A 12,849-nucleotide genomic window follows, 5' to 3' on the forward strand; every position below is an offset into this window, starting at 1 on the left:
GAGCGACAATTATCGTGCTGTCGGAATACCCAAGGAGCCGGGATCGAGCTTATAAAACCAGACCTTGTCACGGAGGGCCCGCTTGTCCGTCTCATCGATGACCAGGATCGCGTCCGGATGTCCGAGCCGGCGGGCGACGAAGTCATGGACGTCGGCACGCACGAGGGCGTCGTTCCAGCCGGCCCGGCCGATCAGGTCCTGCATCCCGCCCGGACCGTCGTCGTGCTCCGCGATCGTCCAGCAGTTCTTCGCGGGTAACGGGGCGAGCAGCCCTGCACGAAGCCCCGGACTCGGCGCCGCGGTTCCGGCCGGGCGAACCGTGCCTCGATCGGGTTCATCAACTCGTCGAACAGCTCAGACCGTCGAACAGCTCAGACCATCGCTGAGCGTCTACTCTGCAGGCGACAGCCACCGCCGTTTTCGGGGTCCACACAACCATCGAGACTCAGCGGTGGCTGCTTGCTGTCCACGGACAAAACCACACCGTCACCGCAGCTCAGAACGGGTCTCTTGCTGGAGTACCACCCATGCCCGCCCACGCCGAGATCTTGCTCAGCGTGACTCTCAACGGACCGCCGCACATCACCTATCCCACCGGCTCCAGCAGGGTGGACAACCGCTCCAGCGTCACGCGCATCGATTGCTCGTTACGCGTCTCCCAATTAAGGACTCGGATCAGCCACTTCGTACGGCAAGTTGTCCAGTCAAACGTCTCGCGTACTAGGGTCGTGGTCGCGGTCACCGGCTCTAGCTCGTACCGCCAAACATGGTGGCCGATGGCGTGTCGCCAGGCGATCCGGCGGTCTTCCTCGAACTCGACAACTGTGTTCCACATCCGGTACGCGACCCTGTGGCGCATGTCCATGGTGAACCGCGCGCCCATGGTAAGGCGCTGGGGGTTACGCGGATGGCCGGCAATCACTGTGCCTGAGCCGTCGAAAAGCGAGTGGGCGGCGGGGTCGGCGAGTAGGTCGAAGATGCGTGCGGCCGCCGCCGGAATCAACCGCTCCACAGACACCTGACGCTGAAGGCGGCTCTGATCCTGGTCGCCATGTGCAACAGAGGCCATCGGTCGTCGCTCCTTGAAACGGCTGAAGGTCATGCCGTGGGAACATAACGCAGCGTCGGGCCCAACACCGCTGCGAGTGATCGCCTCCACTTATGACATTACCCATTCCCAGGTCAACCTGGACTTCGTGTCATGACATAGGTGCTGCAGTTATGGCCTTGACCTCCGCCCTCCGGCGAGAAGCTGGAGGCAGGGGGCGGTCCTCGACGACGCCCGGGGGTAACTGACCGCGTTCCTGCTCGCGATGACCTGGCCACTACGGTCGGGCTGGTGGAGCGAACGCGGCCCCCGCCGCGGCGCGTCTCGCAGGCGGCGACCTCCAGCAGGCAGGGTGCGGCCCGCATTGAGCCTGGAACGGATCTCCTGCTGGAGTATTAGATGGTTGCGCCTGTGATTGTCCCGGGCCGTGTCGGCGGCACGAGAACGCAGTAGTGGTCTTCTCGCGGACGCTGCGGTTGCCGGTTCGTGTGCCGGGTGCGACATGTCCCGAGTTGCTCGGTGCGCGTCGGGTCGGTTCGCCGGGACCGCTGGCGGGTAGCGGTGACCTCCGGAGTGGCCGTGTCCTGGCGATGTGTTCCTGGTGGGTCGGGCGGCGAGTGTGCAGTTCGACGGCGATCGAGGGCTGCGGGTCCGGACCGGAGCTCGTCGCCGGTGGTCCGGAAGGGGTGTCGTATGACGATCCGGCTGCGGTCGCGCCAGGAGATTGCCGAGTACGTAGCCGGCCTCGATGTGATCGAGCCCGGCTGGGTCAGCACGTCCCGGTGGGGCCGGATCTCCAGCTCCACCCGGCCTTGGAGGGCGGTCATCCGAACCCGCTGAGCTACGCCGTCGTGGCGCGAATCTACTGAGTTTCCGCGGGCGTGCGCGGCTTTCCGCCGGGCCGGGGTGTTCCGAGGGGATCAGTGCTGTTCCCACTGCTCCTTGGTGATCTCGTACCGCACACCGCCGAACTCGGAACCCTCCACCATCTGCATATCGGGAGGAGTGTCGAGGGTGCCCGTCCTCGTCATCCCGACCTTTTCCATCACTTTGCGGGAACCCTCGTTCACCGACATCGTGTCGGCCCAGACCAGGCGTACGCCAAGCTCCGTGAACCCTTTGGCCAGCAGGGCCTTTGAGCCCTCGGTGGCGTACCCCTTGCCCCACTCTGCCTGGCGCAGCCGGTAGCCGAGCTCGACCTCGTCCAGCGGGCCTTCTTCCTCGGGGCGCAGGAGGAACCAGCCGATGAAGGCACCGCGGTCCTTGTCGTGCGCCGCGAACAGCCCGAGGTTGCCGCCCCACATCTCGTAGCCGGCGAGGATGTTTCGCAGGCCGCGCTCGCGGTAGTGCTCCGGTGGGGTTGGCTCGCCGCCGGTCAGGTAACGCATGACCGCCGGGTCGCTGTCCAGTTCGATCAACAGCTCCGCGTCGTCGGCGGTGAAGTGGCGCAAGGTCAGGCGCTCGGTGTCCAGGTAGGAACTCACGAGCGCATCCTGATCCATGCAGGCAGGAGAAGACCAACGCTTTTCCGGTCCTGAGCGCCGCCCGGCGCATCCGAGTTCGTCGGATGCGGTCACACATCTCCGCCGACGCCCGTCACCGTGCGTGAACGGGGCACTGGCCAGCTGAGGCGCAGCGAGGCCCATCGGGGTGGCGGCCGCAGGGCCTCGGGCGTCGCCGGTCAGCAGGGTGAGAGCGACTCCGAAGCGCGGTAGCGCCGGTCAAGTACTCCTGCTCGTTCTCACCTTGCGTCATGGTCCACCGAAGTGAGCCAGAGCCCATCTAGCCGCGCAACACTCGGCGAAGCCAGCCAGCATGCCGTCGCGGCGGAGCGCCACCGTGCTCATCCGGCAGACCGAGCGGACCGGGACCCCCATCGGCGCCGGCTGGACCCAGGTGCGGCCGGGCAGACCCGATCGCCGGGCATGAGCTCTGCGACTTTGGGCCCCAGTTCATTTCGGGCCCGTCCGAAATTGGTGAAGCGCAGGAACTCTGACTGAATCCGAGAAATGGTCAAGCGCGGGCGCGCCCGACCATTTCCCGGATTCGGTCGGTTCTTAGTGAGCTGTGTCGACCGGTGTCAGCCGCACTTCACGGCGACGCACACCTGGATCTTGTCGACGGTGATCGGGATGAGCAGCTTGGACACGTAGAAGGTGAGGACCGAGGCCTCGATCTGCTTGATCTGGGTGTCGACGTCGAGATTGGCGACCTGCACGGTGACGTCGTTGAGGACGTTTTGCAGCAGAGTGAGGTTGTTGTTGCTGAGCACGTTGACGTCACCCACGTTGACCGTCACGTTGTTACCGTTGACGGTGCCGATGCAGGTGACCTTGTGGTTCGGTCCGCCGCCCTGGTTGGAACAGGTGTAGTTCTTGCCGCTGGGCTTGCTGGCCTGCGTCGATGCCGCCGGGGCGCTGCCGGGGGCGGCGGCAGCCTGCGTGGCGGTGAAGCCGAGGGCCAGGCCCATGGTTCCGACGGTCGCGGCGAAAGCGAGGAAACGCTTCACGTGAAATATCCTTCCAGTCTGCGGGCAGGACGGCGACACGAGAAATGGTTCTCTGCTTGCCATTTCTGCGGCGCCGCAGCCGACTATGTCAGATTCCGGAAACGCGTGCATCAGTCGCCGCACCTGCTCATCAGGCCATTTCTATACTTATGATGGTGATGTCTTATCGCACCGTAATTCCAGCTCATCGCGCTTTTCGCGCCAGAAAACAGGAAGGTCGCAGGCGGCCAGAACCCGGACATTCTCCTCTAGTTGGCTGGATTGTTACCGGACCGTATTACCTCTCCGAGGTGAAATCCGCTGGATAAACGATGTACCGCTGTCGCAAAAGCGTCAGAACCGTTCGCTTCATGTACTAGAGGCCAGGCCCGAGGGGCGCCGGTCACTTACCATTGGCATCAACCGGCTCTGGCTCACTTTGATGGACTCGTGACTGGGGAGAGATCTTCGCCCGTAACCCGAGGCCCTTGGCCGTCGCGGGGTAGCAGGGTGTGAGCGACTACGAAGCGCGGTAGCGCCGGTCAATTGCTCTTACTCGGCCTCACGCTGCGTGATGGTCCACCAAGAGTGAGCCAGAGTCGGGGCATGTCATGGGCGGATCCGGCTCCGCTACGGTCAGGAAGCACCCCCCTTTGTGGGCCTCGGCGGCGCGGGTCACCACCAGGAACGCGGCAGCGGCCATGGCCAGGATGATGTGGGTATACCAGGCGTCATAGCGGCGGGGGACGGAGGTCTTCCCGCCGTTCAGCTGACCTTCGGAACGCCCCGGGTCAGCGCCGCTTGGACGATGTGGAGGGCCTCGGCGGGGTCGATGCCGAGGCCGGCGATGACGGCGGCGTACTCGGCGGCGGCGCGGCGGGCCCGTTCGCGGCCCTGCTCGCCGGCTGCGGACACGAACGAGCCGGCCGGGCCGCGGGTCTCGATCAGCCCCGCCTCCTCGAGTTCCCGGTAGGCCCGGCCGACCGTGTTGACCGCCAAGCCGAGGTCCGCGGCCAGGCGGCGGATGGTCGGCAGCCGGGTGCCCACGGCCAGCGTGCGCTCCTGGATCTGCCCGGCGAGCTGGGCGCGGAGCTGCTCGAAGGGTGGGACGGGCGAGGCCGAGTCAATGACGATCATGCGGCTCACCGGGCGCTGGAGCCGTGCTGGGCCGCCAGGGCGCTCCGCCCGTCCCAGGCTGTGATCAGGAGGAGTGCGATGACACTCAGGATCATGAAGGCGAGCCAGCCCGTGTTCCACGGATCGAGCCCGGCGTCGAATACCGACACGACCGGCAGCGACCACACCACGGTCGGTAGGCCCACCTCGCGGGCGTCCTCGACGCGCATGAGGAAATCGGCCTTCAGCGAACCCTCGTCGTCGGCCACCACCGGGTGGGTGAGCACATGGCGTAGTTGGACGGCCGTGCCGACCGCGACCCCGCACAGCCCGATGAGCAGGATGACCGCCGCGTACCTCGCGGTGCCGTCGCGCATGGTCAGGGCCGCGATCGCCAGCACTGCCGCGCCCGCGTAGGTGACCGCCAGCAACGCGGCCCGCGGCACGCCCAGCACGGTTCGCCAGCCGGGCCGGACGGAGTGGGTCGCCCGTCGCGGCAACTCCGCGCCGGCCTGCTGATCGACCCGCCGCACCCACCGGTCCAGCAGCGACAGGCCCGACACCAACCCGGCCACCAGCGCCGTCAGCACCACCAGTGCCCAGAGCCGGTGCGTCCCGAACCCGTCATCCGCGGGACGGATCGGCAAGGCGGAGACGTAGACCAGGGCAGTTGCGCAGAGGAACGCGGCCGGCAGGACGGCGGCGGCCACCCGTGCACGTCGCCGGACCGTCAGGCGCGCCGCCAGCATCGGTGTCGGTGTGACGTCGGCCAGGCCGCGCGCGGCCAACCACAGACGGGCTATCTCGAGCTCCGTCGGACGCACCTTCCTCGGCATGGCGGCCTCCCCAGCTTGTCGCAAGTCTTGTCTCAACAGACTGCGACAAGACTTGCGACAAGTCAATGGTGGTCCCGGGCGAAGTGCTCGCCCGCCGGAACGCCAACCGTGCGATGGAACGCGGCTCGGCGTCCCGGAGCCGGCCCGGCCCGCGGCCGCGGCGACCGGCTGGCCGGCGGGCGGCACGGGCATCGCCGCACGCAGCTGGCCGCGGGTGCGTCAGTGGCTGAACGAAAGGCCGGTCTCGGCCCGGCAATACCCGGCGCTGCGTACGCGCGCTCGCGCCGACCTCCGCTCCTCGTTGCGTGAGCGGCGATGATGAGTCGATGAAGCGTGCCCTGCTCGTGGTGGCCCTGACCGCCCTGCTGTCCAGCTGCACGTTCTCCGGACAGGGCGGAGTCGTGACGGGACAGCCACTGCCGTCGGGGTCCACGCCCGCTGACGCGTGCGCCCCGCAGCTCCTGGCCGCGATGGTGGGTAAGCCGGTGACCGCCGCGATCGCCGCCAACCCCGGCTTGTCCGGGATGCTGGCCGGGCTCGATCGGGCCGGCCTGCGCGCGCTCGACGACGTGCCCGCGTACCCCGGTCAGGTTAAGGCCGTGTCGTGACCAGGTCGAGAGGGCCGCGCAAAGCTCACTTGGTCATGGCAAGGACACGGCCACTGCCGCCAGGACGAGAGCGGCCATGAGCAGGCACAACCTGATGCCTACGGCGGTCAGGCGACGGTTGAGCGCAGGGTCGCGGGCCATCGGCTGCTGCAGCCCGATCCAGGCTGTGCCGCCGAGCAAGGCCATGGCTGCCATCACCAGAAGGATCATGGGAAACCTACTCAAACGGATGCTGTTGAGCCCACTTTCCGCCGGGGCGCGGGACATGTCTGGGCCGCGCAGCTGAACAGTCGGCGAACGGTGCTCGCTCGGCCCCGAAACTATGAATGCCGAAGATCGCTGCACGCCGTGGCGCTGCTGGTGGTCGGCGACGAACTCCGAAACGGTTCACCAGCGCGTCTCCCGGCGAAACACCGGGCCGCTTTCCGCAGGGTGTCGCGTTCGTCCTCCAGGTCACGGGCCCGGCGACGGAGCGTGGCTCCTGACCTATCAGGATCACCAAGATCCCCGGTTCGAATGTCGAAGATCAGGAGATAACGCCCCGGGGCCGCCGCACCACCGTGTGGTTCAGCAGCCGCCACCTCCGCCGCAGCCGCAGGTGGCGCCTCCGGCCGCGGCGGCACGCCGGGTGTTACGGCGGCGGTGCAGCCACCACATGCCCAACGCGAGCACGGTCAGACCGGTGGCGACCGCGAGCAGCGTCTGCTCCAGGACCGCCGCGCCCGCGCCGGTGAGCACACCTGCGGCGATGAGCAGCGGAATCGCGCAGCACGCGGCGCAGGCCAGGGCGGCGAGGCCACCGGTGACCTTGCTGCGGGTCGGTGGGGTGTTGTCGACCGTCGGCGGTGTGTGCTGGTGCGGGGCGCGCGTGAGGGGCGGCTGACCGGGCATGCTCATGTGGGTTCTCCGTCGGGGCGGCCGATGGTGAGGAACGGGATGGGACAATCAGCGCAGGTGCAGTTGGTGAGGCTGTCGCAGCGGGCGTCGACAACCTCGGTGAGCGCACCGCGGATGGTGGTGAGGTCGGCGATCCGCTGATCGATTTCGGCGATCTTCTCGACCGCACGCTGCCGCAGATCCGGTGCCGGGTGGCGGCGGCGGCCGGTGTCGAGGAGTTCGGCGACCTCATCGAGGGTGAACCCGAGCCGTTGCGCGGCCTTGATGACGTTCAGCAGCGCGACAGTGTCAGGTGGATAGAGCCGGTGTCCGCCGTTGCTGCGGGCCGGCTCGGTCAGCAGGCCCCGGCGTTCGTAGTAACGCAGGGTTTGGACGTTGACGCCGGCCTGTTCGGCGACCTCACCGGTGCGCAGCCCGCCCCGGTCCGGGGAGATCATCACGCCACCGTCGGCGTCGCGCGGGCACCCGCAGACAGGAGTCCTGCCTCGGACCAGTCGGTCTTGCCGCCGTTGTGGAGGCGCACGTCGGCACAGCCCAGCCGGATGAACCCGGCGGCGGCGACCGTGGACCGGCCGCATGACGGGCCGGCACAGCAGGTGACCACGGTCCCGGCCCGCTCCGGGGCGAGCCGAGCGGCGCGGTCGGCCGACAATTCGCCCGGCAGGTTCGCCGCTCCCGGGAGGTGCTCGGCGTCGTGGTGCGGCACCGGCGACGCCTCTACGAGGGTGACGGCGCCGGCGTCGAGCAGTGCGCCCAGGTCGTCACGGTCGATCTGCCGCACGGCGGTCTCGGCGTAGTGCCGTAGCCGCTCGGCGGGCACGTCGGCGCGGGCTGCGAGTTCTGCCAGATCCAGCAATGCGGTGGTCATGATGTCCCCCGGGCCGACACCGTGCCGGCCCGCTCGCTGAGGGACGCGAGCACGTCGGCGTATTTGCCGGGAACCTCGACGTCAAGGGTCAGTGCCGTACCGTCGTCGGCGGGCTCACCGGTCACGGCGAAGGTGAGGAACGAGCAGCACGCGGTTTCCCGCGCGGTCAGGTCACGGACCGTGGCCTCCAGCCCGGCCGGGCCGGTCAGCCATAGCCGGACGTGGGTAGCGGTGATCGGCTCGACCCGGCGGACCGCCGTGGCGAACAGGTCATCGAACTCGGCCAGCCGCAACGGCCTCTCCGCCGTGGGCAACGTGCACGCATCGGGGACAACGATCGACATCCCGGGCTCCTCGTTCAGCGGTTCCAGCGCCGCACCGGCGCCGTCCCCTCGACGGTAAGCCTGTACCTGGGTACCGGATGCAACCTCCGATCTCAGCACATCAAGTCCAGCGCCGGGCGCAACGAAGGTCCCGGACCCGGGCTTTCGTAGACGGCCGGGGGACCTGGTCGAGGCAGAACCGGGGCGGCGTGTCGCCGAGGCCGGCGACGACTGACGACATCAGCGCGTCAGGGTTCAGGGCAGCCGCGCGGCTCTCCACCGTCGCCCCCGCCGCGGGCGGTCCGGGCCGCCGGCTTGGCGACGGCCGGCGGAACGCGCCGCCAGCCACCGCCGAACAGGAACAGCACGGGGAGGAAGAGCACGTTGCAGAGCGTCGCGATGAGCAGCCACCGGCTCCATCCCGTGCCACCGGCCGCGACGACCGGCGACACGACCAGCACCACCACGATCATGAGCCGGACGGAGAGACCGAACGCTCCCCACGCCGTGGCCTGAAGATCCGGCCGCAGATCCTCCATGTCCTCGGAGAAGAGCGCCATCCAGGGCGCATATGTGGCCGCGCTCGCGACGCCGAGCAGTGCGTTGACCCCGATCAACTGAGCGAGGCTCGCCCGGCCGTTGTCCGACTCCGAGGTGATGACGCGCGCCCGCAACGCGGGCGACAGGTCCGCGATGAAGAATATGATCACGATGCGGAGCACCAGCCTGATGGTGCCCATGATGATGACCTGCGACTGCCAGTTGCCGAAGACGGGCAGCGTCACGCCGACGATGCCGGCGGCCAGGAAGTTCGCACCGATCGGTCCCCACGTACGGTCGCATGAGGACACCTTCCCGCAGCGTCGGTTGGTTACGCCGGCTGCCGGGCGGCCTCCTGGCTCGCCGGCCGGCGGGAGAACCGCATGGCGCCGTCCTCGATCCGGCCGTGCCGGAGCTTCAGCAGGTCGTGCGCGTAGCTCATGCCCATATGCCACGGGGCCCGCGAGCCGGACTTGGGGAACTCGTCGATGGAGCGCAGCACGTAGCCGGCCTGGAAGTCGAGCAGTGGCCGCTCGGTGACGGCCGGATCGTCGTTGATCGGCACGCACTGGTCGTAGCCGTGCGCGTCGAGATACCGCAGCAGCCGGACGACGTACTCGCTGACGAGGTCGGCCTTCAGGGTCCAGGACGCGTTCGTGTAACCGACGGTGAAGGCGAAGTTCGGTACGCCGCTGAGCATCATGCCCCGGTAGGCCATGGTCTCCGGAAGCGTGACCGCGCGGCCGTCGACGGCGAGCCGGAGGCCACCGAGGGCCAGCAACCGCAGCCCGGTGGCGGTGACGACGACGTCCGCCTCGAGTTCGGCGCCGGACTCCAGGCGCAGTCCCGCCTCGGTGAACTCGGCGATGCGGTCGGTCACCACGGATGCCCGTCCTCGCGTGATCGCGGCGAACAGGTCACCGTCGGGCACGAAGCACAGCCGCTGGTCCCACGGTTGGTAGCGGGGCTTGAAGTGCGTGTCGACCTGGTAGCCGGGCGGGAGCTGACGGATCGCCGCCTTCCGCAGCAACGACCTCATGACGTGTGGACGGCGCCGGCTCAGCTGGTAGATCAGCGTGGACATCGCGACGTTCTTCCATCGCACGATCGCATAGGCGCGGCCTGCGCCGAGCACCCGCCGCAGCCGGTTCGCGATCGGGTCCTCGGCGGGCAACGACAGGATGTAGGTGGGCGAGCGCTGCAGCATCGTCACGTGTGCGGCCCGATCGGCCATGGCCGGCACGAGCGTCACGGCGGTCGCGCCGCTACCGATCACGACGACCTTCTTGCCGGTGTAGTCGAGGTTCTCCGGCCAGTGCTGCGGGTGGATGACGGTGCCGCCGAACCGCTCGATACCGGGCAGGTCCGGCGCGTAGCCGCCGTCGTAGCGGTAGTAGCCGCTGCAGACGTACAGAAAATTGGTGGTCAGCCGGACCGTCTCGCCGTCATGGACAGCCTCGACCGTCCAGCGGGCGTCCGGCGTGGACCAGTCCGCACGTACCACCCGATGCCCGAAGCGGACGCGCCGGTCGATGCCCGCCTCGGCGGCGGTGTCGCGGATGTAGCGCAGGATGGCCGGCCCGTCGGCGATGGCCTTGGCCTGGGTCCACGGCCGGAACCGGTAGCCGAGGGTGTGCATGTCGGAGTCGGACCGCACGCCGGGGTATCGGAACAGGTCCCACGTTCCGCCGATCGCTTCGCGGGCCTCGAGGATGGCGTAGGTCCGGCCGGGAAAGGCGGATTGGAGGTGGTGTGCCGCCCCGACGCCGGACAGGCCGGCACCGATGATCAGCACATCGAGATGCTCGGTCGTCGCCGTCACGCGGACTCCTTCCGCCGGGCACGCAGCCCGGCCCGCAGGCGCGAGATCACGGCGTAGTAATGGGTGGGGGCGATCCGGGCGAGCGCGTCGAACAGGTAGGCGTCCGGTCCGACCAGAATCCGTGCCCTGCCCCGTTCGACGCCGTGCTGGATGATCGCCGCCGCCTTGTCGGGCGAGGTGAGGGTCACGGCCTCGAACTGTGCCGCCATCTGCTCCTTCGTCCGTCCGAGGCCCTCGGGGTCGGTACGGACGCGTGCGTTGCGGGCGATGTTCGTGGTGATGCCGCCCGGGTGCACCGTGACCGCCCGCACTCCGGTGCCCCGCAGTTCCTGACGCAGGGCGTCGGTGAACCCGCGGATGGCGAACTTGGCGGCACAGTAGGCGCTCTGGTAAGGCATGCCGAGCAGTCCGAACACGCTTGAGGTGTTCACGATGACGCCGTCGTCCTGCTCGACGAGGATCGGCAGGAACGCCCGGGTCCCGTGCACGACACCCCAGAAATTGATCTGGAACAGCCAGTCGTCGTCCTCCGGCACGGCGCCCGCGACGGTCGATGTCACGGCGACGCCGGCGTTGTTGAACACCGCCGCCAGCGGCGCCGGGAGCCAGTCGCGCACCTCGTCGGCGAACCGCAGCTGATCGGCCGCGTCGCGGACGTCCATGACGCGGCTGAGCACCGGACCGGGCAGCGCCGCCGCGGTCGCCTTCAGCCCCGCCTCGTCCACATCGGCGATGGCGACGGGCGACCCCAGCCCGGACAGCCGCCGGGCCAGGCTGCGCCCGATGCCGGAGGCGGCGCCGGTGATCATCACGGGACGGCCGGCGATCCGGCGAGATCGTCGAGCCCTCGGCGCTCTCGCCGGCACGGACCCGCCGCGCCCGGTCACGATCCGGCTCCGGCGTCGCCGGCCGCGGTGGACGGTAGCGGCGCGGCGTCGCGGCGACGGACGACGGCGCGGCCGCCCTGGGACGGGGCGTTGGCGACGCCGCGCGAGTGCCAATGCTCGCCGGGCTCGTCGGTCGGCACCAACGTGAGGTCGCGCAGCATCGTGCCCAGGACGACGCTCATCTCCATGTTCGCAAAAGCGGCACCGAGGCACCGGCGGCCGCCGCCGCCGTACGGGATCCACTGGTACAGGTCGGGCCGGGTGCCGAGGAAGCGGTGCGGATCGAACGTCTGGGCGTTGGGGAACAACGACTCGTTGTCGTGCATCAGCGTGATGCTGACCAGCACCGCGTACCCCTTCGGCACGGTCCACCGGCCGACCTGCAAGCGGTCCGCGAGAACCTGCCGTCCGACGAAGTCGATCACCGGACGGGCGCGCTGCACCTCGATGATCGCCGCCTCGCGCAGCGCGTCGCCGCCGGTGTCCACTTCGTCGACGAGCTCGCTCAGGACCGCCGGATGGCGGCGAAGCCGCTCGACCGCCCAGGCGAGCGTCGTCGCGGTCGTCTCGTGCCCGGCGGCGAGGAGCGTGAGCAGCTGATCGGCGATCTCGCTGTCGCTCATCCGCGAGCCGTCGTCGTAGCGGCTCTGCAGCATCAGCGCGAGGATGTCGTCGCGCTCGTCGAGCTTCGCGTCCTGCCGCCCGTCGGCCACCAGCCGCGCCACGATCGCGTCGTACTCCCGGCGCATCGCCCAGAACCGTCCCCACGGGCTCCACCGCCCGAGGTCGATCCTGGGCACGGGCAGCACGGCCAGCCGCGAGCCGAGCTTGATCATCCGCGGCAACAGCTCGCGCAGATCAGCGAACTCGGCACCCGCGGAGCCGAACACCGCGCGCAAGATGATGTTCAGAGTGATCCGCATCATCGACGGCAGCGTCGCGAAAGCGGGGCCCTGCGGCCACGACGCCAGCTCCCGTACCGTCTCCTCTTCGACGATCTTCTGGTAGACCGCCAGCCGGCGGCCGTGGAACGGCGGGACGAGCAACCTGCGCTGCCTGCGGTGCTCGTCGCCGTCGAGGGCGAACAACGAGCCGGGACCGAGCACCCGGCCGAGATTGCGGTCGGATTTGTCCGCGAGCTCCGGACCGGTCATGAACACCTGCCTGACCTCGGCGGGATCGCTGATGACCACGGCCCGGCCGAACGTCGGCACGTTCACGGTGAAGGCGTCTCCGTAGCGGTCTCGCATCCGGCGCATCCCGCGGTGCGGGACGGTCAGCGCGTACACACCCTGTACGGCACGTGGTTTCGAGGGACCCGGCGGAAGCGTGACGGTCGTCATCGGAGCACCACCTCCAAGCGGTACGCGGACGTACCACCGGAACGGTACGCTCGCGTACCAATTGGGACAAGGG

General features: G+C 68.9%; 17 protein-coding genes and 1 pseudogene. 2 read left to right on the top strand and 16 right to left on the bottom strand.

The annotated features are described in order from the left end of the window. Positions 1-9: 9 nt before the first annotated feature. On the bottom strand, positions 10-204 hold the full coding sequence (locus QLQ12_RS29295) for a hypothetical protein (protein WP_282763790.1): 195 nt from the start codon (positions 202-204) through the stop codon (positions 10-12). Between the two features lie 382 nt (positions 205-586). Beyond that, positions 587-1,102, bottom strand: coding sequence for an SRPBCC family protein (locus tag QLQ12_RS29300; protein ID WP_282763791.1), 516 nt, complete (start codon positions 1,100-1,102; stop codon positions 587-589). Positions 1,103-1,720: 618 nt separating this feature from the next. On the opposite strand from QLQ12_RS29300, the gene QLQ12_RS47150 reads away from it, so the two are divergent. Next, entirely contained in the window at positions 1,721-1,888 is a 168-nt protein-coding gene (locus QLQ12_RS47150; RefSeq protein ID WP_407651614.1) for an SAM-dependent methyltransferase, read from the top strand. 80 nt (positions 1,889-1,968) lie between these two features. Here QLQ12_RS47150 and QLQ12_RS29305 read toward each other — a convergent pair whose 3' ends face one another. The 5 genes and pseudogenes from QLQ12_RS29305 to QLQ12_RS29320 form a co-directional block, all read right to left on the bottom strand. Then, positions 1,969-2,532, bottom strand: a complete 564-nt coding sequence (locus QLQ12_RS29305) for a GNAT family N-acetyltransferase (protein ID WP_282763792.1) — start codon at positions 2,530-2,532, stop codon at positions 1,969-1,971. Positions 2,533-3,128: 596 nt separating this feature from the next. Continuing rightward, positions 3,129-3,557 (bottom strand): hypothetical protein, encoded by a 429-nt coding sequence (locus QLQ12_RS29310; RefSeq protein ID WP_282763793.1) that lies wholly within the window; start codon positions 3,555-3,557, stop codon positions 3,129-3,131. A 541-nt stretch (positions 3,558-4,098) separates the two neighbouring features. Next, positions 4,099-4,278 (bottom strand): annotated as a pseudogene (locus QLQ12_RS47410) (hypothetical protein); the annotation flags it as partial. Between the two features lie 23 nt (positions 4,279-4,301). Beyond that, positions 4,302-4,673: a GntR family transcriptional regulator gene (locus tag QLQ12_RS29315; RefSeq protein WP_282763794.1), complete on the bottom strand. Its 372-nt coding sequence runs from the start codon at positions 4,671-4,673 to the stop codon at positions 4,302-4,304. Between the two features lie 5 nt (positions 4,674-4,678). Further along, on the bottom strand, positions 4,679-5,488 hold the full coding sequence (locus QLQ12_RS29320; protein ID WP_282763795.1) for a hypothetical protein: 810 nt from the start codon (positions 5,486-5,488) through the stop codon (positions 4,679-4,681). Positions 5,489-5,814: 326 nt separating this feature from the next. On the opposite strand from QLQ12_RS29320, the gene QLQ12_RS29325 reads away from it, so the two are divergent. Next, on the top strand, positions 5,815-6,096 hold the full coding sequence (locus QLQ12_RS29325) for a hypothetical protein (protein ID WP_282763796.1): 282 nt from the start codon (positions 5,815-5,817) through the stop codon (positions 6,094-6,096). A gap of 33 nt (positions 6,097-6,129) precedes the next feature. Here the strand turns inward: QLQ12_RS29325 and QLQ12_RS29330 are convergent, their stop codons facing one another. From QLQ12_RS29330 to QLQ12_RS29370, 9 genes are all read right to left on the bottom strand, one after another. Continuing rightward, complete coding sequence (locus tag QLQ12_RS29330) at positions 6,130-6,306, bottom strand: hypothetical protein (RefSeq protein ID WP_282763797.1); 177 nt, start codon at positions 6,304-6,306, stop codon at positions 6,130-6,132. A gap of 357 nt (positions 6,307-6,663) precedes the next feature. Beyond that, positions 6,664-6,993 carry a hypothetical protein gene (locus QLQ12_RS29335; RefSeq protein WP_282763798.1) on the bottom strand — a complete coding sequence of 110 codons (330 nt, stop codon included), beginning with the start codon at positions 6,991-6,993 and terminating at the stop codon, positions 6,664-6,666. After that, the gene (locus tag QLQ12_RS29340) at positions 6,990-7,430 is read right to left on the bottom strand and encodes a MerR family transcriptional regulator (protein WP_282763799.1); all 441 of its coding nucleotides are present in this window, start codon (positions 7,428-7,430) and stop codon (positions 6,990-6,992) included. The genes QLQ12_RS29335 and QLQ12_RS29340 overlap by 4 nt, the downstream gene beginning before the upstream one ends. After that, positions 7,430-7,861 (bottom strand): rhodanese-like domain-containing protein, encoded by a 432-nt coding sequence (locus QLQ12_RS29345; RefSeq protein WP_282763800.1) that lies wholly within the window; start codon positions 7,859-7,861, stop codon positions 7,430-7,432. The genes QLQ12_RS29340 and QLQ12_RS29345 overlap by 1 nt, the downstream gene beginning before the upstream one ends. After that, positions 7,858-8,205 (bottom strand): hypothetical protein, encoded by a 348-nt coding sequence (locus QLQ12_RS29350; protein ID WP_282763801.1) that lies wholly within the window; start codon positions 8,203-8,205, stop codon positions 7,858-7,860. The genes QLQ12_RS29345 and QLQ12_RS29350 overlap by 4 nt, the downstream gene beginning before the upstream one ends. Before the next feature lie 227 nt (positions 8,206-8,432). Further along, on the bottom strand, positions 8,433-9,035 hold the full coding sequence (locus QLQ12_RS29355) for a hypothetical protein (RefSeq protein WP_282763802.1): 603 nt from the start codon (positions 9,033-9,035) through the stop codon (positions 8,433-8,435). Positions 9,036-9,055: 20 nt separating this feature from the next. Next, complete coding sequence (locus tag QLQ12_RS29360; RefSeq protein ID WP_282763803.1) at positions 9,056-10,546, bottom strand: flavin-containing monooxygenase; 1,491 nt, start codon at positions 10,544-10,546, stop codon at positions 9,056-9,058. Next, a complete protein-coding gene (locus QLQ12_RS29365) occupies positions 10,543-11,355 on the bottom strand; it encodes an SDR family NAD(P)-dependent oxidoreductase (RefSeq protein WP_282763892.1) in 813 nt (270 codons plus the stop codon). Before QLQ12_RS29365 ends, QLQ12_RS29360 begins: the two co-directional genes overlap by 4 nt. 74 nt (positions 11,356-11,429) lie before the next feature. Further along, the gene (locus tag QLQ12_RS29370; RefSeq protein ID WP_282763804.1) at positions 11,430-12,776 is read right to left on the bottom strand and encodes a cytochrome P450; all 1,347 of its coding nucleotides are present in this window, start codon (positions 12,774-12,776) and stop codon (positions 11,430-11,432) included. Between the last annotated feature and the right edge of the window lie 73 nt (positions 12,777-12,849).

This window comes from Actinoplanes sandaracinus, from assembly GCF_030009775.1.
Classification (GTDB): Bacteria; Actinomycetota; Actinomycetes; order Mycobacteriales; family Micromonosporaceae; genus Actinoplanes; species Actinoplanes sandaracinus.

Excerpts from the sequence above, each read along its gene's own strand:
- QLQ12_RS29295 (WP_282763790.1), bottom strand. The coding sequence starts at position 204 with ATGCAGGACCTGATCGGCCGGGCCGGCTGGAACGACGCCCTCGTGCGT.
- QLQ12_RS29300 (WP_282763791.1), bottom strand. The coding sequence starts at position 1,102 with ATGACCTTCAGCCGTTTCAAGGAGCGACGACCGATGGCCTCTGTTGCA.
- QLQ12_RS29315 (WP_282763794.1), bottom strand. The coding sequence starts at position 4,673 with ATGATCGTCATTGACTCGGCCTCGCCCGTCCCACCCTTCGAGCAGCTC.
- QLQ12_RS29320 (WP_282763795.1), bottom strand. The coding sequence starts at position 5,488 with ATGCCGAGGAAGGTGCGTCCGACGGAGCTCGAGATAGCCCGTCTGTGG.
- QLQ12_RS29325 (WP_282763796.1), top strand. The coding sequence starts at position 5,815 with ATGAAGCGTGCCCTGCTCGTGGTGGCCCTGACCGCCCTGCTGTCCAGC.
- QLQ12_RS29330 (WP_282763797.1), bottom strand. The coding sequence starts at position 6,306 with ATGATCCTTCTGGTGATGGCAGCCATGGCCTTGCTCGGCGGCACAGCC.
- QLQ12_RS29335 (WP_282763798.1), bottom strand. The coding sequence starts at position 6,993 with ATGAGCATGCCCGGTCAGCCGCCCCTCACGCGCGCCCCGCACCAGCAC.
- QLQ12_RS29340 (WP_282763799.1), bottom strand. The coding sequence starts at position 7,430 with ATGATCTCCCCGGACCGGGGCGGGCTGCGCACCGGTGAGGTCGCCGAA.
- QLQ12_RS29345 (WP_282763800.1), bottom strand. The coding sequence starts at position 7,861 with ATGACCACCGCATTGCTGGATCTGGCAGAACTCGCAGCCCGCGCCGAC.
- QLQ12_RS29350 (WP_282763801.1), bottom strand. The coding sequence starts at position 8,205 with ATGTCGATCGTTGTCCCCGATGCGTGCACGTTGCCCACGGCGGAGAGG.
- QLQ12_RS29365 (WP_282763892.1), bottom strand. The coding sequence starts at position 11,355 with ATGATCACCGGCGCCGCCTCCGGCATCGGGCGCAGCCTGGCCCGGCGG.
- QLQ12_RS29370 (WP_282763804.1), bottom strand. The coding sequence starts at position 12,776 with ATGACGACCGTCACGCTTCCGCCGGGTCCCTCGAAACCACGTGCCGTA.